Source organism: Pseudomonas inefficax, assembly GCF_032164165.1.
In the GTDB taxonomy this organism is placed as follows: domain Bacteria; phylum Pseudomonadota; class Gammaproteobacteria; order Pseudomonadales; family Pseudomonadaceae; genus Aquipseudomonas; species Aquipseudomonas inefficax.
Map to the genome: position 1 here is coordinate 4553403 of NZ_CP134401.1, position 21272 is coordinate 4574674.

18 protein-coding genes, 1 rRNA gene and 1 pseudogene are annotated in these 21272 nt (G+C 64.0%); 8 read left to right on the forward strand and 12 right to left on the reverse strand.

What is annotated here, in order from left to right:
- Positions 1-65: 65 nt before the first annotated feature.
- Positions 66-181 (forward strand): 5S ribosomal RNA (rrf, locus tag RIN61_RS20600).
- Positions 182-459: 278 nt separating this feature from the next.
- Positions 460-2268, forward strand: a complete 1809-nt coding sequence (locus RIN61_RS20605) for an ABC transporter ATP-binding protein/permease (RefSeq protein ID WP_313853762.1) — start codon at positions 460-462, stop codon at positions 2266-2268.
- Here RIN61_RS20605 and RIN61_RS20610 read toward each other — a convergent pair.
- On the reverse strand, positions 2265-3494 hold the full coding sequence (locus tag RIN61_RS20610) for an MFS transporter (protein ID WP_112252287.1): 1230 nt from the start codon (positions 3492-3494) through the stop codon (positions 2265-2267). The two genes, RIN61_RS20605 and RIN61_RS20610, sit on opposite strands and share 4 nt — an antisense overlap.
- A 301-nt stretch (positions 3495-3795) precedes the next feature.
- Here RIN61_RS20610 and RIN61_RS20615 point away from each other — a divergent pair, with 301 nt between their 5' ends.
- Both RIN61_RS20615 and RIN61_RS20620 read left to right on the forward strand, forming a co-directional pair.
- The gene (locus RIN61_RS20615) at positions 3796-6030 is read left to right on the forward strand and encodes a TonB-dependent siderophore receptor (RefSeq protein WP_313853765.1); all 2235 of its coding nucleotides are present in this window, start codon (positions 3796-3798) and stop codon (positions 6028-6030) included.
- Between the two features lie 171 nt (positions 6031-6201).
- Entirely contained in the window at positions 6202-6741 is a 540-nt protein-coding gene (locus tag RIN61_RS20620; RefSeq protein WP_207877564.1) for a histidine phosphatase family protein, read from the forward strand.
- A gap of 3 nt (positions 6742-6744) precedes the next feature.
- On the opposite strand, the gene RIN61_RS20625 is transcribed toward RIN61_RS20620, so the two are convergent.
- Complete coding sequence (locus RIN61_RS20625; protein WP_112252290.1) at positions 6745-7530, reverse strand: sulfite exporter TauE/SafE family protein; 786 nt, start codon at positions 7528-7530, stop codon at positions 6745-6747.
- Between the two features lie 262 nt (positions 7531-7792).
- Positions 7793-8386 (reverse strand): helix-turn-helix domain-containing protein, encoded by a 594-nt coding sequence (locus RIN61_RS20630; protein WP_112252292.1) that lies wholly within the window; start codon positions 8384-8386, stop codon positions 7793-7795.
- Positions 8387-8499: 113 nt separating this feature from the next.
- Between RIN61_RS20630 and RIN61_RS20635 the strand changes: the two genes are divergently transcribed.
- The 3 genes from RIN61_RS20635 (at position 8500) to RIN61_RS20645 (ending at position 11333) form a co-directional block, all read left to right on the forward strand.
- Positions 8500-9636, forward strand: coding sequence for an NAD(P)/FAD-dependent oxidoreductase (locus tag RIN61_RS20635; protein ID WP_215521226.1), 1137 nt, complete (start codon positions 8500-8502; stop codon positions 9634-9636).
- 12 nt (positions 9637-9648) lie between these two features.
- On the forward strand, positions 9649-10026 hold the full coding sequence (locus RIN61_RS20640) for a RidA family protein (protein WP_252379428.1): 378 nt from the start codon (positions 9649-9651) through the stop codon (positions 10024-10026).
- A 242-nt stretch (positions 10027-10268) separates the two neighbouring features.
- A complete protein-coding gene (locus RIN61_RS20645; protein WP_112252294.1) occupies positions 10269-11333 on the forward strand; it encodes a YkvI family membrane protein in 1065 nt (354 codons plus the stop codon).
- A gap of 111 nt (positions 11334-11444) precedes the next feature.
- On the opposite strand, the gene RIN61_RS26850 is transcribed toward RIN61_RS20645, so the two are convergent.
- The 3 genes and pseudogenes from RIN61_RS26850 to RIN61_RS20655 all read right to left on the reverse strand — a co-directional run bounded on the left by RIN61_RS26850 (position 11445) and on the right by RIN61_RS20655 (position 14352).
- Complete coding sequence (locus RIN61_RS26850; RefSeq protein ID WP_370290711.1) at positions 11445-12185, reverse strand: methyl-accepting chemotaxis protein; 741 nt, start codon at positions 12183-12185, stop codon at positions 11445-11447.
- A 114-nt stretch (positions 12186-12299) separates the two neighbouring features.
- Positions 12300-13376: pseudogene (gene mcpA / locus RIN61_RS26855) on the reverse strand (methyl-accepting chemotaxis protein McpA); the annotation flags it as partial.
- A gap of 97 nt (positions 13377-13473) precedes the next feature.
- Positions 13474-14352, reverse strand: coding sequence for a LysR family transcriptional regulator (locus RIN61_RS20655; RefSeq protein ID WP_313853771.1), 879 nt, complete (start codon positions 14350-14352; stop codon positions 13474-13476).
- Positions 14353-14453: 101 nt separating this feature from the next.
- Between RIN61_RS20655 and RIN61_RS20660 the strand changes: the two genes are divergently transcribed.
- Positions 14454-14882 (forward strand): PACE efflux transporter, encoded by a 429-nt coding sequence (locus RIN61_RS20660; protein WP_112252297.1) that lies wholly within the window; start codon positions 14454-14456, stop codon positions 14880-14882.
- A gap of 124 nt (positions 14883-15006) precedes the next feature.
- Here RIN61_RS20660 and RIN61_RS20665 read toward each other — a convergent pair whose 3' ends face one another.
- The 6 genes from RIN61_RS20665 to RIN61_RS20690 all read right to left on the reverse strand — a co-directional run bounded on the left by RIN61_RS20665 (position 15007) and on the right by RIN61_RS20690 (position 20923).
- Positions 15007-16056 (reverse strand): hypothetical protein, encoded by a 1050-nt coding sequence (locus tag RIN61_RS20665; protein ID WP_313853774.1) that lies wholly within the window; start codon positions 16054-16056, stop codon positions 15007-15009.
- 153 nt (positions 16057-16209) lie between these two features.
- On the reverse strand, positions 16210-16878 hold the full coding sequence (locus RIN61_RS20670) for a GntR family transcriptional regulator (protein ID WP_313853776.1): 669 nt from the start codon (positions 16876-16878) through the stop codon (positions 16210-16212).
- 16 nt (positions 16879-16894) lie between these two features.
- Positions 16895-17599: a FadR/GntR family transcriptional regulator gene (locus RIN61_RS20675; protein WP_112252301.1), complete on the reverse strand. Its 705-nt coding sequence runs from the start codon at positions 17597-17599 to the stop codon at positions 16895-16897.
- Positions 17600-17643: 44 nt separating this feature from the next.
- A complete protein-coding gene (locus RIN61_RS20680; protein ID WP_003260726.1) occupies positions 17644-18954 on the reverse strand; it encodes a C4-dicarboxylate transporter DctA in 1311 nt (436 codons plus the stop codon).
- A gap of 262 nt (positions 18955-19216) precedes the next feature.
- Positions 19217-19696 carry an Lrp/AsnC family transcriptional regulator gene (locus tag RIN61_RS20685; RefSeq protein ID WP_112252302.1) on the reverse strand — a complete coding sequence of 160 codons (480 nt, stop codon included), beginning with the start codon at positions 19694-19696 and terminating at the stop codon, positions 19217-19219.
- 162 nt (positions 19697-19858) lie between these two features.
- Positions 19859-20923, reverse strand: coding sequence for an ornithine cyclodeaminase (locus RIN61_RS20690; protein WP_313853780.1), 1065 nt, complete (start codon positions 20921-20923; stop codon positions 19859-19861).
- Between the last annotated feature and the right edge of the window lie 349 nt (positions 20924-21272).

Below are 21272 nucleotides of genomic sequence, written 5' to 3' on the forward strand. Positions count from 1 at the left end.
CACCACAAATATCGCATATCCGAATTCGCTGGGCTGTCCATCTGGACATTCTGGCAACAGAATTTCTTGACGACCATAGAGCATTGGAACCACCTGATCCCATCCCGAACTCAGCAGTGAAACGATGCATCGCCGATGGTAGTGTGGGGTTTCCCCATGTGAGAGTAGGTCATCGTCAAGATTCATTTCGCAAAACCCCTATCTGCTCATGCAGGTAGGGGTTTTGTCTTTCTGGCCCGGAAGTCCCGGGCCGGCACAACCCTTCTCTGTGGGAGCGGGTTCACCCGCGAACACCGGCAAAGCCGGTGCCATCCACCGCGCTGCCTGCTTCGCGGCTAAAGCCGCTTCCACAGGGGCCCGCGTAGCTCTCAAAAGCAATCATGAAATGTGCGTCATTTATGCCTGACGAATCACAGGTCGATGCTACGCTCGCGGAAATACTCAGCACGGATACCCATCATGGAAATGAACTGGCACCAGGCGCTGCAAGAGAGCCTGAGCTGGCTGGCAATCGCCTCGTTCATCACCCTTGTCTGCTTCACGGCAGCCGCCGCACTGGCCGTACGTTATACGCGTTGGGGCAGCCAGTTCTGGCAGCTTGCCGGGCCCTATTTCAGTTTCAGGCGCAGTTGGCGGCCGTTGCTGGTGTTCGCCCTGCTGCTGGTACTGACGCTATTCTCCGTGCGCCTGAACGTGCTGTTCTCGTTCTGGTACAACGGCTTCTATAGCGCCTTGCAGGGCCTTGACCAAACTGCCTTCTGGTACCTGCTCGGCGTTTTCGCGGTGTTGGCCACAATCCATGTGCTGCGTTCGCTATTCACCTTCTATGTAAGCCAGGCGTTCAGCATCCAGTGGCGGGTCTGGCTGACCGAGCGCCTGACCGAGGACTGGATGCACGGCGATGCCTACTACCGTGGCCAGTTCCTCGCCCAGCCCGTAGACAACCCCGACCAACGTATCGAACTGGACGTCAACGCCTTTGTCAGCAATTCGGTGACCCTTGCCTTGGGCGCGGTCAGTGCGCTGGTTTCGCTGGTGGCATTTACCGGCATCCTCTGGGGGCTGTCGGCGCCGCTGGCTGTTGCCGGTGTGGAAATTCCCCGGGCGATGGTGTTTGCCGTGTACCTGTATGTCATCGTCGCCACCTGGATCGCCTTCCGTCTCGGGCGACCGCTGATCCGCCTGAACTTCCTCAACGAAAAGCTCACTGCCAACTTCCGTTACGCGCTGATGCGCCTGCGCGAGAACGCCGAGAACATCGCTTTCTACCAGGGCGCGCAGGTCGAGCGGGGAACCTTGCTGGGCCGCTTTGGTGCCTTGATCGTCAATGCCTGGGCGCTGGTGTTCCGGAACCTGAAATTCAGTGGTTTCAACCTGGGCGTGAGCCAGGTAGCGGTAGTGTTCCCGTTCATTCTCCAGGCACCGCGCTTCTTCAGCGGGGCGATCAAGCTGGGTGATGTCATGCAGACCTCCCAGGCCTTTGGCCAGGTGCAGGATTCGCTGTCGTTCTTCCGCGAGTCATATGATGCGTTTGCCCAGTACCGGGCTACCCTCGACCGTCTGACCGGCTTCCTCGATGCCAACGAGCAGGCGAGTGCTTTGCCGCGCGTCATCACCGAGGACCAGGAGCATGCCTTGGCGATAAGCCGTCTGCAGGTGCTGCGCCCGGACGGGCATGCCCTTATCGCCAACCTGGACCTTGACCTGCATGCCGGCCAGGCGCTGTTGATCAAGGGGCCGTCGGGCAGCGGCAAAACCACGCTGTTGCGTGCGCTGGCGGGCCTCTGGCCGTACGCCGAGGGTGAGGTCAGGCGGCCGCTGGGCCACCAGGCGCTGTTCCTGTCGCAGCGGCCCTACCTGCCGCTGGGTGACCTGCGCGCCGTTATCGCCTACCCAGCGGCCGGCAAGCCTGAGGATGAGTCGCGGATGCAACAGGCCTTGTGCCAGGTCAACCTGGCCCACCTGGCCGAGCGATTGGACGTCAGCTGTGACTGGTCACACATTCTCTCGGTCGGCGAGCAGCAGCGCCTGGCATTTGCCCGGGTGCTGTTCAACCGGCCACAGGTGGTGTTCCTCGACGAGTCCACCTCGGCCATGGACGAAGGGCTCGAGCATGCCCTGTATTCGCTGTTGCGCACGGAAATGCCGGCGGCGTTGCTGGTCAGTGTCGGGCACCGCAGCACGCTGGCAGGTTTCCATACCCATCGGCTGGAGGTGGATGGGCATGGTGGCTGGTCGCTACTGGAGCAGCAGCCAGTGCTGGCCTAGTTCGGCTTGCCGGTGATCGGCCCTGGCCTGAGCAATGCGACCCCGACCAAAGTGCTGCCGGCGCACGCTGCGCCAAGCAGGAATGTCGCCTTGAAGCCGACCCCGTCCCACAGCAGCCCGGCGACCACGCTGGCCGCCAGCAGCGCCACCCCGGTCAGCAGGTTGAACAGGCCGAAGGCTGTACCGCGCAGGTCGGCGGGGGCGCTGTCGGCAATCATGGCGGCAAACACGCCCTGGCTGAAGCCCAGGTGCAGCCCCCAGGCCGCCACCCCCAAGGCCAGGCCGCTCCAGCCCGGGAGCAGGGCCAGCAGCAGGTCGGCGGTAACCAGCAGCCCCAGCCCGGTCATCAGCACGCCGCGGCGGCCTACGCGGTCCGACAGTACCCCGGCGGGGTAGGCCGACAGCGAATAGGCCAAGGCCATGAGCACCAGCACCGCCGGCGCCCACAGCGGCGCCAGGCCCATGTCCTGGGCGCGCAGCAGCAGAAACGCCTCGCTGAAGCGGGCGAGGGTAAACAGCGTGGCCAGGCCGATCAACCGCCAGTAGGCCGGGCCCAGGCGGGCCAGCTCATGCAGCGCCAACGGTGAGCGCACTGGCCGGGTGCTGGCTGGCGTTTCAGGTTCGCGCACGAAGGCGATGAGGATGTATACCGCTACGAACGCCGGGATCACCGCCACCCAGAAAACCGTCTGAAAATGGCTCGCCGTAAGCCACATCAGCACGATCGCCAGCAACGGCCCCAGGAAGGCGCCCACGGTATCCAGCGCCTGGCGCAGGCCGAAGGCTGCACCACGCAGTTCAGCAGGCGTAACGTCGGCCACCAGCGCGTCGCGCGGCGCCCCACGAATGCCTTTGCCGACCCGGTCGACGAAGCGTGCCACGGTCAGCCACTCCAGCCCGGAGGCCATGGGGAACACCGGCTTGGTCAACGCCCCCAGGCCGTAGCCAAGCACCGTGAGCAGCTTGCGTTTGCCCAGCCGGTCGCTGAGGGCGCCGGAAAACACCTTGGTGATCGAGGCGGTCGCCTCGGCGATGCCTTCGATAAAGCCCACCGCCACTACCGAGGTGCCAAGCACGGTGACCATGTACAGCGGCAGCAGGGCGTGAATCATTTCCGAGGAAATGTCCATGAACATCGATACGAAGCCCAGCGCCCAGACACTGCGAGGGATCTTCGACAGGGACCTGGTGGCGTTCGTGGCGTGGCTTTCTTCATGGCTGCGCATCAGGAGGCTCGGCAGAGGGGCTACGATCGAAACTTTAGGAGCCCTCACGCAGGATGCAAATCGGCAGCTGTATGAAAGCGCTGGTAGCCGGACTGCACCGCAGCATCGGCAGCTCCATCGTGTCAGCAAAGTTCCGTTACAAATATGTAAACTTCGTAAATAAGATTTAAACTCATTTGCGAATCTCTATATTTACCATCCCTGTTGGCCACCAAACTGTGTTTGCGAGGCCGGTGGGCGAGGGCTCCCGGTTTCCGACAGGGATGTGCCGTTTCGCTCATGAATCGCAGGAGATGTACCCATGCAGTGCAAGACTTCACCCAACAGCCTGGCCCTGGCGTTCGTCGCGCTGGCGTCACCGGCCATGGTGGCCACCGTGGCCCAGGCCGAAGAGCAGCGCACGGGTGAGGTGCTGGAGATGCCGGTCGCCGACAACGCATTGGTGATCCAGGACACCCTGGTTACCGCCGAGCGCGAGGCACGCCAGGCCCTGGGTACGTCGATCATCACCGCCGAAGACATCAAGCGCCATCCGCCGGCCAATGACCTGTCCGACATCATCCGCCGCGAGCCCGGGGTCAACCTGACCGGCAACAGCGCCAGCGGCGCACGTGGCAACAACCGGCAGATCGACCTGCGCGGCATGGGCCCGGAAAATACCCTGATCCTCATCGACGGCAAGCCATCCAGCGCACGCAACGCCGTGCGCTATGGCTGGAACGGCGACCGCGATACCCGCGGTGAAACCAACTGGGTACCGGCCGAAGCGGTCGAGCGCATCGAGATCCTGCGTGGCCCGGCGGCCGCACGTTACGGTTCTGGCGCCATGGGCGGGGTGGTCAACATCATCACCAAGCGGCCCACCGACGAACTCAAGGGCAGCGTCAGCCTGTATACCCAGCTGCCGGAAGACAGCGCCGAGGGCGCCAGCCGCCGGGCCAACTTCAACCTCGGCGGCGGCCTGACCGACAACCTCGGCTTGCGCCTGTACGGCGGCCTGGCCAAGACCGATGCCGACGACCTGGACATCAACGCAGGGCATGCCACCAGTGCGCTGGTGGCGGGCCGCGAAGGCGTGCGCAACAAGGACATCAATGGCTTGCTGAGCTGGAAGCTGAACGACGAGCACCGCCTCGAGGCCAGTGCCGGCTATAGCCGCCAGGGCAATATCTTTGCCGGCGACACCATGAACAGCAACGGCGGTGGTGACGTCGAATTCGTGTCCAGCCTGTACGGCCACGAAACCAATGTGATGCAGCGCAGTACCTACGACCTGACCCACCTGGGCGATTTCACCTGGGGGACCAGCAAGACCGTGCTGGCCTACGAATACGTGCGCAACTGGCGCCTCAACGAAGGCCTGGCAGGCCGCACCGAAGGCGCCCCCAATGCCGAAGGCGCCGCCATGTCGCGCCTGCGCAACACACGCCTGAGCAGCGAAGTGAACCTGCCATTCGCCATGGGCAGTACCGAGCATGTACTGACCCTGGGCGGCGAGTACCTGTACGAAACGCTCAATGACCAGGGCTCGCTGCGCCCGCAAAGTTCGGACCCCACGGGTAATGACGGGCTTGTCGGTTTCGACCGTAGCAGTTCGAAGATGACCGCTCGCAGCTATGCACTGTTCGTCGAGGACAACATCATTGTCGGCGATACCACCATTACCCCGGGCCTGCGTTTCGACCACCACGAAACCTTCGGCGACAATTTCAGCCCCAGCCTGAACCTGTCGCACCAGCTGACCGAAGCACTGTCGGTCAAAGGCGGCATCGCGCGCGCCTACAAGGTCCCGAACCTGTACCAGTCCAACCCCAACTACCTGCTGTACAGCCGCGGCAATGGTTGCAGCGTGCAGCAGACCAACAACGGTGGCTGCTACCTGCAGGGCAACGCCGACCTCAAGCCCGAGATCAGCGTCAACAAGGAAATCGGCCTGCTGTACGACCGTGGCACCTGGCGCACCAGTGCCACGTACTTTCGCAACGACTACAAGAACAAGATCGTCGGTGATACCGATGTGCTGTACGCCATCGGCACCGGCAGCCGCGTGACCCAGTGGGACAACGCCGGCAAGGCGCGGGTGGAAGGTATCGAAGGCAACCTGTTCATCGAGTTGACCCCGGCCCTGGACTGGAACACCAACCTGACCTGGATGCTCGACAACGACAATCGCGAGACCGGCGAACCGCTGTCGGTGATACCGGAATACACCGTCAACACCACCCTCGACTGGCGCGCCACCGACAAGCTGTCATTCCAGGTGGCAGCGACCTACTTCGGCAAGCAGAAGTCGCCGACCTTCAATGACCGCACCCAGCAAGACTACGACAAGGCCGCGCAACAGGACGTGGAAGCCTACGGCCTGATGGATGTGAGCGCCGGGTACAAGTTCAACGCCAACTACGACGTACGGGTGGGGGTGAACAACGTGTTCGACAAACAGATCCTGCGTGGTGGCAATGCCAGTACTTCGGGCGCCAATACCTATAACCAGCCGGGCAGGGCGGTGTTCGCTGCGCTGAACATCAACTTCTGATCCAACGGGCCGCTGTGCGGCCCATTCGAGCGCATCGACCTCAAACCATGCGCTATCCCTGTGGGAGCGGGCGTGCCCGCGAACACCGGCGCAGCCGGTGCCATGTTGTTGCGGCAAAAAGTGCCAAGGCATGTTAAACCATGCGCCCCAACCCGCCGCGAGAGAAACCCGGTGAAAGCCGTCCGCCTGACCCTGATCTGCCACGCCCTTACCCAGGCCCAGAAGAGCGGGCGCCTGCACCGTGCCGACGATGGCATCCTGCCGTTGGGCCAGCAGCCTTTCGCCGACCTTTTCGGTGTGCGGGTGCTGACTGCACCAGAGCGGCGAGCCTGCGAGACGGCGGCGTGGTTTTCGGGGCCGGTGCAGGTCGAGCCGGCCTTGGCCGATTGCGACCTGGGGCGTTGGCAAGGGCTGACGCTGAAGCAATTGCAGGCCGAGCAACCGCAGGCGATGGCCGAATGGCTGCAGGCCCCGGCCAGTGATGTGCACGGCGGCGAGTCGTTCGCCGTGCTTTGCCAGCGCATCGCCGCCTGGCTGGCAGCCTTCGACAGGCCGGGTGAATGGGTGGCGATTACCCACCCGATGGTCGTGCGCGCCGCGCTGGTGCACGTACTTGGCTGCCCGATGAGCGCCAGTCAGCGGGTCGACGTGTTGCCGCTGTCGCGCCTGGAGCTGAGCTTTACCGGGCAGTGGCGCCTGCGCCTTGGCTGAAGGTCAGAACGCCAGCTTGTAGCCGATCAGCAGCAGCATCGCCGCCAGGCAAGGACGCAGCACGCGGTCGGAAATCCGCCCGGTGAGGTGGCTGCCCAGGTAGATGCCTGGCAGCGAGCCCAGCAGCAGGTAGCCCAGCAGCGACCAGTCCATGTTGCCCATGCCGGCATGGCCCAGGCCCGCCACCAGGGTAAGTGGCACGGCGTGGGCGATTTCGGTACCGACCAGGCGGCGGGTGACCAGGAACGGGTACAGCAGGAACAACGCCACGGTACCCAGTGCGCCGGCGCCGATGGAGGTGAGGGTGACCATCACCCCCAGCACCACGCCGGTGAGCACGGTAAGGGTGTTCAGGCTGCGGTCGCTGAGGTGGTAGTGGTCACCGGCATGGCGGCTGGCGAAGGCCTGCAGGCGCGATTTGAACAGGATGGCCAGCGCGGTCAGGATCAGAACCACCGCCAGGCCTTGCTTGATGATGGCGTTCAGCGCCGAGGTGTCGGTGTGCAGGGTGCTGAGGAACCACAGGGTCAGCGCCGCCGCGGGCACGCTGCCCAGGCTGAGCAGGCCGGTGATCTTCCAGTCGACGTTCTTGTTGCGCGCATGCACCCAGACGCCACTGGCCTTGGTGATGGCGGCATAGAGCAGGTCGGTGCCGACGGCCGTTGCCGGGCTGATACCAAACCACAACAGGATCGGGGTCATCAGCGAGCCGCCACCGACGCCGGTCATGCCGACGATAAAGCCCACGACCAGGCCCGCAATGGTGAAACCGAAAGAACCTACATCCATACGCTACTCGACTGCCCAACTTTGCCCGTTATCGGATGCAGCCAGCATATAGATTTTTTTATAGCCAAATAGACTTGTTCGTTATTAGGTTATAACCGGGTCAGGGGTTGCAGAGGTTCCCTGTGGGAGCGGGTTTACCCGCGAAGCAGGCGCTGCGGTGGATGGCACGGGCTTCGCCCGTGTTCGCGGGTAAACCCGCTCCCACAGGGGATCTCGCCAGTTTTCAGATTTTCAGCTAGGCAGTTGCTCTCATGAAAGCCTGTCAACGATCAGTCATCACCACCATCACATGCGCATCTGCGCCATCGTCACTTTCCGACAGGTAGATATGCCCCACCTGGCTGTCGAAATACGCCGTCTCCTGCGGCCCGATGCTCACTGCTTCGCCGGTTTCGAACTCGATACGAACGCGACCGCTGAGCACCAACGCGAACTCTTGCCCGGGGTGGCGGATAAAATCGTCGAACTGGCCGCGTTCACGGGCAATGATGCGGGCATAGGCGGGTGTCATGCGCCTTTCGGGGAAGTCGCCGGCGAGCGGGTGATAGTCATAGGTGCCGGTCGAGTAACCCGCCGCCGCTGGCAGCGAATCGACCACCACCGTCACCGGCACTGGCGCCGTGACCGTGCCGCTGGCGCGCAATAACTGGGCAATATCGACATTCAGCGCCCGGGCGGCGGCGGCGAGTTTTTCATAGCTGACCGACACCTGCGCCAGCTCCATCTTCGACAGGGTGGACAGCGGTACGCCACTGGCTTCGGACAATTGCTTGAGGGTCATCTGGCGCGCCTTGCGCACCTGGCGCAGGCGCTGGCCGACTACGGCACGGTCCAGCAGGGGTAGGGCAGCGGGCATTCGGGGTCTCGGTATGCGGCGTTGGTCGGGCATCTTACCTTGGACCCTTGCGTATTCGTAAATTCTCATATATTAGAATTCTCATAAATGATAATTTGCTGGCAGGAGCGTGCATGACCCCGATCTACGACACCCTGATCATCGGCGCCGGCATTGCCGGTGCATCCCTGGGTTATCGCCTGGCCGGCCGGCAGAAGGTGCTGCTGCTCGAGCGCGAGGCGCAGCCTGGCTACCATTCCACCGGGCGTTCGGCAGCCATGTTCATGGAGGCCTACGGCACCCCGCAGATCCAGGCGCTTACCCGCGCCAGCCGGGCCTTCTACGAAGCACCACCGCAAGGGTTCTGCGAGCACCCGCTGCTGGAACCGCGCGGCTGCCTGTACGTCGCCAGCCTGGAACAGCGGGCGCTGCTCGAGCAGACCCATGCGCAGAACCTGGCCAATGGCACCGAGGTCAGCCTGCTCGACCGCGACGCCGCCCTGGCCTTGGTGCCGAGCCTGCGTGGCGAGAACCTGGCCGGCGCGGTGCTCGAAGCGGGTGCCATGGACCTGGACGTGCATGCCCTGCACCAGGGCTTCTTGCGTGGATACCGCGCCGCTGGCGGCGAACTGCGCTGCAACGCCGAGCTGATCCAGGCGTGGTACCTGGATGACCTGTGGCAGGTGGAATTGGGCGATGGTAGCCGCGTGCAGGCACGCCAGTTGGTCAATGCCGCTGGCGCCTGGGCCGACCGTGTGGCCGAGCAGTGCGGGGTGGCGCGTATCGGCCTGCAACCCTGCCGGCGCAGTGCCTTCACTTTCCCCGGCCCGTCAGACCAGGACTTCGCCCACTGGCCGGCGGTAATCGGCGTGGACGAAAGCTTCTACTTCAAACCCGATGCCGGCCAGCTGCTGGGTTCGCCGGCCAATGCCGACCCGGTCGAACCCCAGGACGCCGCGCCCGAGGAGCTCGACGTGGCTTTGGGCATCTACAACATCGAAGCCATGACCACCCTGGTGATCCGCCGGCCAAGCCACACCTGGGCCGGGCTGCGCTCGTTCGTCGCCGATGGCGACCTGGTGATCGGTTTCGATGCGCACGCGCCAGCGTTCTTCTGGCTGGCGGCACAAGGTGGCTATGGCATCCAGTCGGCGGCGGGCGCCTCGCGCCTGGCCGCCGACCTGCTGCTGGGCCAGCCGCTGTGTCCTGGCCTTGTCAGCCAGGGGGTGGTGCCCGAGCGCCTGTCCCCGGCCCGTTTCCAGCAATCCTGAAAGGAGCATTCCATGAGCAATGATATCCAGCGTTTCCCCAGCAGCCTGCCGTTCCCGTTCTCCCGTGCGGTGAAAGCCGGCGGCTTCCTGTTCCTGTCCGGCCAGGTGCCGATGAGTGCTGGCGGCGAAGTGGTGCGCGGTGACATCCAGGCCCAGACCCGCGCCGCCTGCGAACGCATCGGCGAAAGCCTGGCGGCCTGCGGCGCGCGCTTCGACCAGGTGGTCAAGGCCACGGTGTGGCTGTCGGACATGAGCCACTTCGCCGGCTTCAACGAGGTGTACAAGGAGTTCTTCGGCGCAGCGCTGCCGGTGCGCTCGACCGTGGCCTCGGCATTGGCGCTGGGGGTGGATGTGGAGATCGAAGTGCAGGCGTTTGTCGGCGAAGCCTGAGCGGGCAGAAATCTGCGCATGAACAACTGTCTTGCGCAAAACCAGGAAGATTGCTTGGCCCTGTGGGAGCGGGTTTACCCGCGAACACCGGCGTAGCCGGTGCCATGCAGCGCGGTACCTTCTTCGCGGGTGAACCCGCTCCCACAGGCCAGCGCTGCATTCAAGGACAGTGGATTACCTGTAGGAGCGGCGGTCTGACTTGCCCGCCAAAAAGCAAAACAACAATAAATCCAGAGGTTCACATGCAAGAGCAGCTGAAGATAGCCGGCGCGTTTGTCGGCGTGATCGTGGGGGCGGGGTTCGCTTCGGGCCGGGAACTGTTGCTGTTCTTTGTCGATTTCGGTGTGTGGGGGCTGGTCGGTGCACTGGTAAGCGCAGCCCTGTTCACCTTCCTCGGTATGGCCCTGGCCGGGCTGGGCAATCGCCTGCAGGCCACTTCGCACAAGGATGTGATCCAGGCCATCTGCGGCCGTCACCTGGGCCTGTTCGTCGACTGGCTGATCACCTTTTTCATGTTTGCCGTCACCGTGGTCATGCTGGCAGGTGGTGGTGCCTTGCTGGAGCAGCAGTTCGGCATCCCGGCGCTGACCGGCAGCGTGCTGGTGACGCTGGTGGTGGTGGGTATCGTGTGCCTGGACGTGCGCAAGGTGATCCTTGCCATCGGTGCCATCACACCCTTACTGATCCTGGTGGCCTCGGCGATTGCGCTGTACGCCGTGTTCAGCCGGCAGCAGAGCTTCGCCCAGCTCGACCAGCTGGCCAGCCAGCAACAGGCGGGCACCCGTCACTGGCTGCTGGGGGCGTTCCTGTACGTGTCGTACAACATCGTTGCCGGCGCGCCGATCCTGGCCATCCTGGGCGGCTCGGCCAAGGGCGAGAGAACCGCGGTATGGGGTGGGCTGCTCGGTGGTGCAGCACTGGGTGGGCTGATGCTGGTGATGAGTGCCGGGCTGTTGTCGCGCCTGGACAGCGTGGCTGACTTGCCGATGCCGATGCTGTCGATCGCCAACGAAGTATCGCCACTGCTGGGGCTGGTGATGTGCCTGATCATCTTCGGCATGATCGTCAACACAGCGGTGGGTACGTTGTTCTCGTTCCTCTCGCGGCTGATGCCGGCGGGTACGGCGAAGTTTCGCTGGGGTTCGGTGGTGACCGGAGTGGTGGCGTTCGGCTGCAGCCTGGTGGGGTTCATCAGCCTGGTGGGTGAGGTGTACCCGCTGTTCGGCTACCTGGGCTTCGTGCTGATGGCGGCGGTGCTGCTGGCCTGGGTGCGGCGGGGTAAAGTGGTTAAAGCGGCGGTGGCGTAGGGGGCTGCTGCGCAGCCCTATCGCGACACAAGGCCGCTCCCACAAGGATCGCATGGCACCTGTGGGAGCGGCCTTGCGTCGCGATTGGGGCGCAGAGCGCCCCCCTGGCCATCAGATCCTGAAGCTGCCTACCAGCTGCTTCAGTCGCCCGGCCTGCTGGGCCAGTTGGTCGCAATGGCGCAGGGTCTCGTTGAGGTTCTCCACCCCTTGCTGGTTCAGGGCGTTGATCTGGGTGATGTCCAGGTTGAGGCTCTCGACCACGGCGGTCTGCTCTTCGGTAGCGGTAGCCACCGACTGGTTCATGCCATCGATCTCGCCAATGCGCTGGGTCACGCTGGCCAGGCGTTCGCCTGCCTGGTTGGCCACCTGCACGGTCTGTTCGCTGGAAACCTGACTGGTATTCATGGTGTGCACCGCTTCGCGCGAGCCCACCTGCAGGCTGGTGATCATGCGGTGGATTTCTTCGGCCGATTCCTGTGTGCGGTGCGCCAGGTTGCGTACCTCGTCTGCCACCACGGCAAAGCCACGGCCGGCCTCACCGGCACGGGCCGCTTCGATGGCGGCGTTCAGCGCCAGCAGGTTGGTCTGCTGCGAGATGCCCTTGATCACGTCGAGAATCTTGCCGATCTCGTCAGTGCTGGCGTTGAGCGTTTCGATTTGCGCGCAAGATTCGCTGATGCGCTGCGACAGGGCGGTCATGGCGCTGATCGCTTCTTCGACCACTTCACGGCCACCGTGGGCCTGTTCGCTGGCTCCGCTGGCATGCTGCGAGGCATCGGCGGCGTTGCGGGCGATTTCCTGGGTGGCGGCCCCCAGTTCGTTGATTGCTGCGGCCACGCTGTTGGTGCGCATGCTTTGCTCTTCGGAACCGATGATCGACGCATTGGAGGCGTTGACCACCTTCTCCGACAGGTCGTGCACCAGGCGGGTTGCAGAGGACACTTCGCTGATCGAGGCATGAATGCGCTCGACGAAGCGGTTGAACGAAGTGGCCAGTTCGCCGAACTCGTCCTTGTTCTGCACGGTCAGGCGGCGGGTAAGGTCACCTTCGCCCTCGGCGATGTCGCGCATGGCGCGGCCCATGGTGGTCAGCGGGCTCATCAGCACCGGGATCAGCAGGCCGAGCAGGCCGGCGATGGCAGCCACGGCGATCAGCATGGCGATGATCGCCGAGGTGCGGAACTGGCTGAGCGCGGCGTAGGCCTTGTCCTTGTCGATCGACAGGCCGATGTACCACTGTGCCGAAGGCAGGCCGGCCACCGGGGCGAAGGAGATGATGCGGTCCTGGCCATTGAGGGTGACATCCTGCATGCCGGCGGCGACTTGCAGGTTGCTGCCGGGGTAGATGTCCTTGAGGTTCTTCATTACCTGGTCTTTGTCGGGGCTGACGATCACCTGGCCATTGCTGTCGGCCAGGAAGGCGTGGCCGATGCCGCCGAAATCGACCGAGTTGATGATCTCGACCAGGGTATCGAGGGTGACGTCGCCGCCGACCACACCGATCAGCTCGCCATTGCCCTTGCTTTTCACTGGCGTGGCGATGGTTACCATCAGGCCGCCGACAGCACCCTGGTACGGGGCGGTCAGCACGGTCTGCCCGGCGCTGGCCGCGGCGCCGTACCACGGGCGCTGACGTGGGTCGTAACCGTCGGGCATCTGCGTATCGGGGCGCTGGGTGAACACACCGTTGGCCTGGCCCAGGTAGGTGAACAGGAAATTACGCGTGTAGGACGGCTGCTCGATCAGCCCGGCCAGGGTATCGCCGGCGCCTTGCTGGGCGATGTCCTGGGCCAGGTTTTCCAGGACCAGGATGCGCCCGCTCATCCAGTTCTGCACGCTGCTGGCGGTCAACGCGCCGGACTGCTGCACCGAAGCTTCGATGTTCTGGCGGATGGTGTTGCGTTGCAGGTAGTCGTTGTAGAGCGTGAACAGGGCAAATGCCAGGACCACGACGCCGCAGGCGCTGAGCAGGATCTTGTGGCGAAATTTCAGGTTCATGTTTCGAGACCTTGAGCCAATGAGGGGAGGGCGCAGTGCGCTCATGACGCATTGCGCAACCTATCGTTCGGGATATCGGCTCAAGGGGTAAAAGATTGAAGTGCTTACAGAAATTTCTTACGGTCGTTTCGACAGACGGTAGTCACTGGCTACACAACTGCTCGATCAACAGGCGTGCAGCCTGCTGCAGCGGTTGTTGCTTGCGCCAGAAGATGTGTACCGGCAACTGCAGCTCGTTGCGGGTGTTGCGAAAATCCAGGCGCACCAGGCGCCCGCTGGCCAGCAGCGGCGCGACCCGCGACAACGGCAGGTCGCCCCAGCCCAGGCCGGCCTCCACCATCTGCAGGGCGAGGTCGAAGCTGTCGGTTGACCAGTGCGTGGCGCCTATCAACGGGCGTGGGTCGGCCAGCGGCAGGTCACGGCTGCGCACCAGGATCTGGCGCACCCGGGTCAGGTCTTCCAGGTAGTGGATTCGCCCCTCGCGCAAGGCCGGGTGGGTGGGGGACAAGGTGGCCACCAGCGACTCCATGCCGATGTGCTGGAAGCCGCGACGGGCATCGACCTGCAGCCCGGCAAAGGCCACGCAGAGGTCGGCGCGGCCGCTGTCCAGCAAGTGCACGGCCTCTTCCTGCGGGGCGCTGAGCAGGGCGATGTCCAGCAGCGGGTGCTGCTCACCCAGGCGTGCGATGGCCGCCAGCAACGGGCGGTGGTCGATGTCCGGCACCACGGCCAGCGTCAGGCTGCTCTCCAGCCCTTGGGACAGCTCCAGGGCATGCACCTGCAGCAGCCCCAGTTGCTCGGCGATCAACCGGGCATGGGGTTCCAGCGCCATGGCCTGGGCAGTCGGGCGAACTTCCCGTGGGCCACGCTCGAACAGGCTGTAGCCCAGTTCGGCCTCGAGGTTGCCGATGGCCATGCTCACGGCCGAAGGCACCCGCTGCAGAGCGCGCGCGGCGGCGGAAAACGAACCGCGGTCGAGCACGGCGAGAAACAGTTGGATATTGTCGCTGGAAAAGTTCATGGCAGCCTCCTGTCAGTCGATCTGACAGCTGCTGACTTTTGCTGTCAAGCACGATGAAGCATGATCGCGCCCCATCGCTTTGTCATTGGAGGTAATCCCGGGTGCAGGGAATCAAACGCAAATTGGTCTACGTGACTTTCTATGAACTGATCGGGCTGTGCATGTCGACCCTCGGGCTGGCCTACCTGTCGGATACCCAGGCGTCGCATACCGGGCCTCTGGCGGTGATGATCACCACCATCGCCATGCTCTGGAACCTGATCTACAACACCCTGTTCGAGCGGTGGGAGAGCCGCCAGGTCAAGCGCGGGCGCAGTGTGGCACGGCGGGTAGCGCATGCCATCGGCTTCCAGCTGACCCTGGTGGTGTATTTGATCCCACTAATTGCATGGTGGCTGGACATGACATTGCTGGAGGCGTTGCTGGTGGACATGGCGTTCATCGTGCTGGTGCCGTGCTACACCTTTGCCTACAACTGGGCGTTCGACCGGATCTTTGGCTTGCCCAGCTCTGCGTTGGCTACGGCCTGACACGTTACCTGTGGCGGCCTCTTCGCGGGTGAACCCGCTCCCACAGGGATATCACAGGCTTTGAATGCTGTGAACGACCCTGTGGGAGCGGGTTTACCCGCGAAGAGGTCGGAACAATCAACCACTAGGGCGCCAGGCGAATGATCAAAGGCTCCTGCTGCTTCACCTGCTGCTCGACCGGTTGCTCCGTCGGCCTCGGTGCACTGGCCAGCAAGCTGTCCTCGACCTGCCCCGACAGGTAGTACACCCCCGACATGGCCCCGCTCTGGCGATTCTCCATCAGTTCCTGCCACTCCTGGTTCAGCGCCACGTTGAGGATCACCCGCAACTGCTCGACCATCTGCGGGTGTTCGCGGTCATGGGTCATCATCCCGTAGCCAGCCGCCGCAATCGAAATCATCGCCCCCGCCACCTTGCCCACCGCCGACGCCACGGCACTGGCGATGCCGCGCGGTGCCAGGGTGGCGCCGAGCTTTTCGCTGGCCTGGTTGGCCACCGAGTTCAGCCCGACATCGGTTTTTCCGGGGCCTTTGCTGGCCTGCAGGTGCTGGCGCATGGCTTGCCACGCCGGTTGCTGGGCCAGCGACTTGGCCCGCAGCAGTTGGTACAGGCTGGCATTGCGCGCATCCGGCGGCCCCAGGGCGATGGCGGGAATGCGGTTGAGGCGCTGGCTGAACTGCTCGGGGGGCGCGTTGTAGCGGCTGATGATCGCTGGCAGCTGCTGGCCGAGCAGCTGCAAGTACAGCTCGCTGGCACGGTCGCGGATGCCTTCGGGGTTGATCTGCTCGGCCACCGGTTCGATCACCCGCTTGTGGTACTGCTCCTGCAGGTACAGCGCCAGGCGCTTTTCCGCCGGCTCCCGGCCTTCACCGCTGTCGATCTTGTACCAGGCCACCTTGAGGGTCAGCCACTGCTGGGTCCAGTAGCCGGTAAACCAGGGGATGAAGTCGCTTTCGGTGCGCTGCTGTACCTGTTCCTTCCACACCCGCATGGAGCGCCGCGCATAGTCGTTGGCCGAGCTGCCGGCGCCGACCGAGGCTTCGATCAGTTCCTGGTCGATGCGTTGCCAGGCGGCGGGGGTGAGCACCACCGGTGGTGGCGGCACAGGTGGGGGCTTGCCTGCGCAGCCGGCCAGGGCCAGCAGCAGGCACAGCAGCAGGGCTCGAATGCTCACGCAACCGCCTCCCTGGTAGAGGCTGGGATGGTTCTCGGAGTATAGGGTGGGGAGTGATGGGCTGCCGTGCAGCCTATCGGCCGTTCAGGATCAACGCAGATTTCTGCGTGAACGCGGTCCCACAAGGATCGCGTTCACCAGAAAGAGCATGGGTCATTCCAGGTCGAGCTTTTCTTCCAGGCGGTCGAGGTGCTTGTGCATCAGCCCCAGCGCCGCCTCGGCATCGCCGTGCTCCACGGCATCGATGATCGCCGCATGTTCCTGCCACGCGCAGTGATCGCAGCATGGCGACTCGTAGCGGGCGATGATCAGCGAGGTCATCGGCACCAGGCCATTGAGAAACCGCGCCAGTGGCGCATTGGCGGCCACCTGCGCCAGTTTCAGGTGAAACTCGCCACCCAGGCGGATCGCTGCACAACGCTCGCCGTTTTCATGGTGCTGGCGCTCGCGCTCCACCAGTTGTCGCAGCTGGCGAATCTGCGCCGGCCGGGCGCGTTGCGCAGCCAGGGTGATCAGCGTGGTTTCGGTCAGGCGCCGGGCGCTGAGTACCTGGCGTGCCTGCTCCGGGTCGGGCGCGGCCAGATGCGCAGTGTGGCTGGGGCGTTGCACCACAACCTGCTGGTCGGACAGGCGCCCGAGTACGCGGCGGATCACTGTACGGCTGACACCAAAGGCATGGCCCAGTGCCTGTTCGGGCAACAGGCTGCCAGGTGGCAGGCGCTGTTCGAGGATGGCATCGAACAGCCGCGGGTAGATCTGCTCGGCCGACAGGCGGGTTTCGCCGGCCGCGAGCAGGGCCGGCAAGTGAGGGGCGGCGTTCATGGTCGCTCTCCTGGGGTCATGGATGCGGGTGTTCTTCCGGGATGTTCAGCGGGATGCCCATGCGCAACCCTTCGGCCAGGATGTGCTGGCGCATCTGGGCACTGGCCTGGGCGCTGCTGCGCTCACGTATGGCGCGCACCACCGCTTCGTTTTCCTTCAGCCGCGCGGCCAGGTGCTCTGGCGAATTGCGCAGCATGTCGGCGCTCTGCTTGAGGGCATTGCCGGTCTGTTGCACCACGCTCTGGAAGATCGGATTGGTGGTCAGGGCGAACAGCGCTTCATGGAAGGCGATGTAGGCCCTGACGCCGGCTTCGCTGTCATCGGCCTCCAGCGCTTCACGCATGTCCATAAGGGTCAGGCGCAACTGGCCGATGTCCTGGCTGTTGGCCGACTGCGCCACCAGGCCGACGATGAAGGGCTCAAGGGTGTAGCGCAGCTCCAGTACGTCGGCCAGGCTGGCTGCGGTGCTGGTGTCCAGGCCCGGTTCCTGCGCGGCGGCATCGGCATCCAGTACCAGTACGCCCTTGCCCGGTAGCGAGCGCACCAGGCCCAGGGTTTCCAGCACAGTCACCGCTTCGCGCAGGCTGGGGCGGCTGATGCCCAGTTGTTCGGCCAGTTCGCGCTGGCCTGGCAGCATGTCGCCGGTACGCCATTGGCCTCGGGCCAGGGCCTGGCGCAGTTTTTCCACCACTGAGTTGACGACGGTCGATGAGCTGATCACGGTTCGCTCCTGGAAGGGCCGGCATCAGTGCCGGCCACGTTCGCTCAGAATTCCTGTTGATGAGGGTTGGGCTGCTTGCGTGGCGTGGGCGCGAAGCCGGGCTTGCCATCGAGCACGTTGTGCGCACGTTCCAGGTCGATGTCCTTCTCCCAGCGGGCAATGGCCACGGTGGCCACGCAGTTGCCGATCAGGTTGGTCAGCGCCCGGCCGATGCCCATGAACCAGTCCACCGCCAGTACCAGTACCAGGCCGACCACCGGGATCGCTGGCACGGCGGTCAGGGTAGCGGCGAGGATCACCAGCGCCGAGCCTGGGATGCCATGAGCACCCTTGGAAGTCACCAGCGACACCAGCAGGATGGTCAGCAGGTCGGTCATCGCCAGTGGCGTGCCGGTGGCGTTGGCAATGAACACGATGGCCAGGGTCAGATAGATGGAGAATCCATCGAGGTTGAACGAATAGCCGGTGGGGATCACCAGGCCGACGGTGGAGCTGCCGATACCCAGGTGCTCCAGCTTGCGCATGATCTGTGGCAGTACGGCGTCGGACGAGGCGGTGCCCAGCACGATGGTCAGCTCTTCACGCAGGTACTTGATCAGTGGCAGCAGCTTCAGGCCCGACAGGCGCATGACCGTGCCCAGTACGATCAGTACGAAGCCGGCACAGGTCAGGTAGAACAGCGCCACCAGCCCGCCCAGGTGTTGCAGCGATTCCAGGCCGTACTTGCTGGTGGTGAAGGCGATGGCGCCGAACACGCCGATCGGTGCCAGGCGCACGATCATGCCCATGATGCGGAAGATCACGTGGCTCAGTTCGTTGATCAGCCGCGAGATGCCGGCTGCCGAGTCGCCCACCAGGTTCAGCGCGCTGCCGAACAGTACCGAGAACAGCAGCACCTGGAGGATGTTGTTGTCGGCAAAGGCGCCGATCACCGAGGTGGGGATCAGGTCCATGAAGAATGCCGTGGCACCGTGGATATGCTGGCCACGCTCTGCCAGGCTGCTGGCGTCGGCGCTGGACAGCTGGTCCAGGTGGATGTTGGCGCCGCTGCCGATGCCGCTGGTGAAGGCGAACACCAGGCCGATCACCAGCGCCAGGGTAGTCAGCACTTCGAAGTAGATCACCGACTTCAGGCCGATGCGCCCGACCTTCTTCAGGTCGCCGGCACCCGAGATACCGCTGACCACCACGCAGAACACGATCAGGCCGATGAGCATCTTGATCAGCTTGATGAAGCCGTCGCCAAGGGGTTTGAGTTGCAGGGAGAGGTCGGGGAAGCTGAGACCGCAGGCGATGCCGAGGGCAAGGCCGAGCACGACTTGAAGGAAGATCGAACGCGAGCACCATTTGAGCATGGGAGGGATCTCTGATCGGTGTCCTTGCTTCGGTAGCCGCACGGGGCGAAAGAGCGCAGGACTTAATTATTGTGGTCTTACCGGTTTGTTCAGCGCGAAGCCATGAAAGCGCGAAAAATCTGACATTGCAAGGGTTTTCGGCCTTACCGGTCTGACCAGTTGTGGGGCGTTCCGGCCTGTCAGGCTCTAGTTCGGTGCGTGCCGTGAATGACTACACGTGAACCAGAGCAGGGTTTGGCCAGCGCCTGGGACACTGTTGCAATCAGCGGGCCATTGACTGGACCTCGGCCAGCACCGGATGTGCCACCAGCTTGTCGATGTGCAGGGTGTCGTCGTTCATCCAGCTTTCGCTGAGCAGCCGGTAGTGCTCCATGTCGCGGCAGCGCAGGCGCAGGCTGTAGTCGAAGTGGCCGCTGATCAGCTGGCATTCGTGCACTTGCGGGCAGTTGCGCAGAGTGGCTTCGAAGGCCTTCTGCGCGGCCCGTCCACTTTGGTTGGACAGGGCGACCAGCACCAGCAGCGACACCCCGGGCGCGACCTTCTGCAGGTCGATGATCGCCCCGTAACCGCGGATCACGCCACGGCGCTCCAGCTTGCGTACACGCTCCAGGCAGGGGCGCGGGGTGAGGTGGACGAGGCTGGAAAGTTTCTCGAAGGTGATGCGGCCGTCGTGGCGCAGGATGTCGATGATCGCTTCGTCGATGCGGTCGAGGGGGTGGGCGTTGGCGTCCTTGGTGTCCATGCGCTTGGGCTTCGTTCGGAAGAGGGCATTGGACAGGTTAGGCGGTAAAGGGGGCCGCTGCGCGGCCCATCGCGACACAAGGCCGCTCCTACAAGGGATATGCGGTCCTTGTGTAGGAGCGGCCTTGTGTCGCGATGGGCTGCGCAGCAGCCCCAATGTCTATCAGGCGCAGACAGAACCAGCCTTGGGCACCGCCCGCAATTCCACCACCCGCGGCTGCAACAACCCATACAAATCCTTCGGATCCTCCAGCACCGGCACCAGCCCGATGTCTGTGCCGATATCCAGCGCTTGCGCCGTATCCAGCACGTAGCGCAACGCCGAATAATCCTCCAGGGCAAACCCTACCGAGTCGAACAGCGTCACTTGTTCGGCGCTCTCACGCCCTTTGGCCTCTCCGGCAACCACCCGCCAGAACTCGGTCACTGGCGAGTCCGCCGGCATCTGCTGGATCTCGCCTTCCACCCGGCTCTGCGGCTCGTACTCGACGATCACCCGGGCCCGCTCGACGATCGCCCGGTGCAGCTCGGTCTTGCCCGGGCAGTCACCGCCCACGGCATTCAGGTGCATGCCTGGCTCGATCATCTCCGGGGTAAGGATGGTGGCGCAGGCCTTGTCGGCGGTAACCGTGGTGACGATATCGGCGCCGCGCACCGCTTCGGCCACGGAGCTGGCGATGCTCAGCTTGAGCCCGGGGCGGTTGGCCAGGTTGGCGACCAGTTTGGCCGAGGCGGCCGGGTCGATGTCGTACAGGCGGATTTCATCGATGCCCAGCAGGGCATTGAAGGCGATGGCCTGGAACTCGCTCTGCGAGCCATTGCCGATCAACGCCATGCTGCGACTGTCTGCGCGCGCCAGGTAGCGGGCGGCCAGGGCCGAGGTGGCCGCAGTGCGGATGGCGGTGGTCAGGGTCATTTCGCTGAGCAGCAACGGTGCACCGGTATCGACGCTCGCCAGGGCGCCGAAGGCCATCACCGTGGGCAGGCCATGGCGAGTGTTCTTCGGGTGGCCGTTGACGTACTTGAAGGCGTAGCGGCTGGCGTCCGAGATTGGCATCAGCTCGATCACGCCGTCCGCTGAATGGTTGGCCACCCGGGCGCATTTTTCGAAGGCATGCCAGCGTAGGTAGTCCTGGCGGATGTAGTCGGCCATTTCCAGCAGGCAGGTGGGCAGGCCTTTGCGGTTGACCAGGCGGGCCAGGTCTTGCACATCGATATAGCGGGTCATGAGGGGTCTCCCTGCGGCGACGCTTCCAGAGTGGGCTCTGGTTTCATTGTGCGGCGGAAGGGGAGGTAAAGCTGGCTGTAATGGGCTGTGGCAGCAGCGGCTTTGGCTGATTACGCTGCGCTGGCAGCCGAATCGGCTGTGGCTGCCTGGGCCGGCCCTATCGCCGGCAAGCCGGCTTCCACAGGGATATCACCGGCCTTGAGAGCGCGCTGTAGGAGATAGCCCAGCGCTATGGGCCGCGCTGTCGCACAGATAACTGAATTCGCAAGCGATCCTCGTACCCTGTGGGAGCGGCTTTAGCCGCGAAGAATCCAACGCGGTGCATGGCACCGGCTGCGCCGGTGTTCGC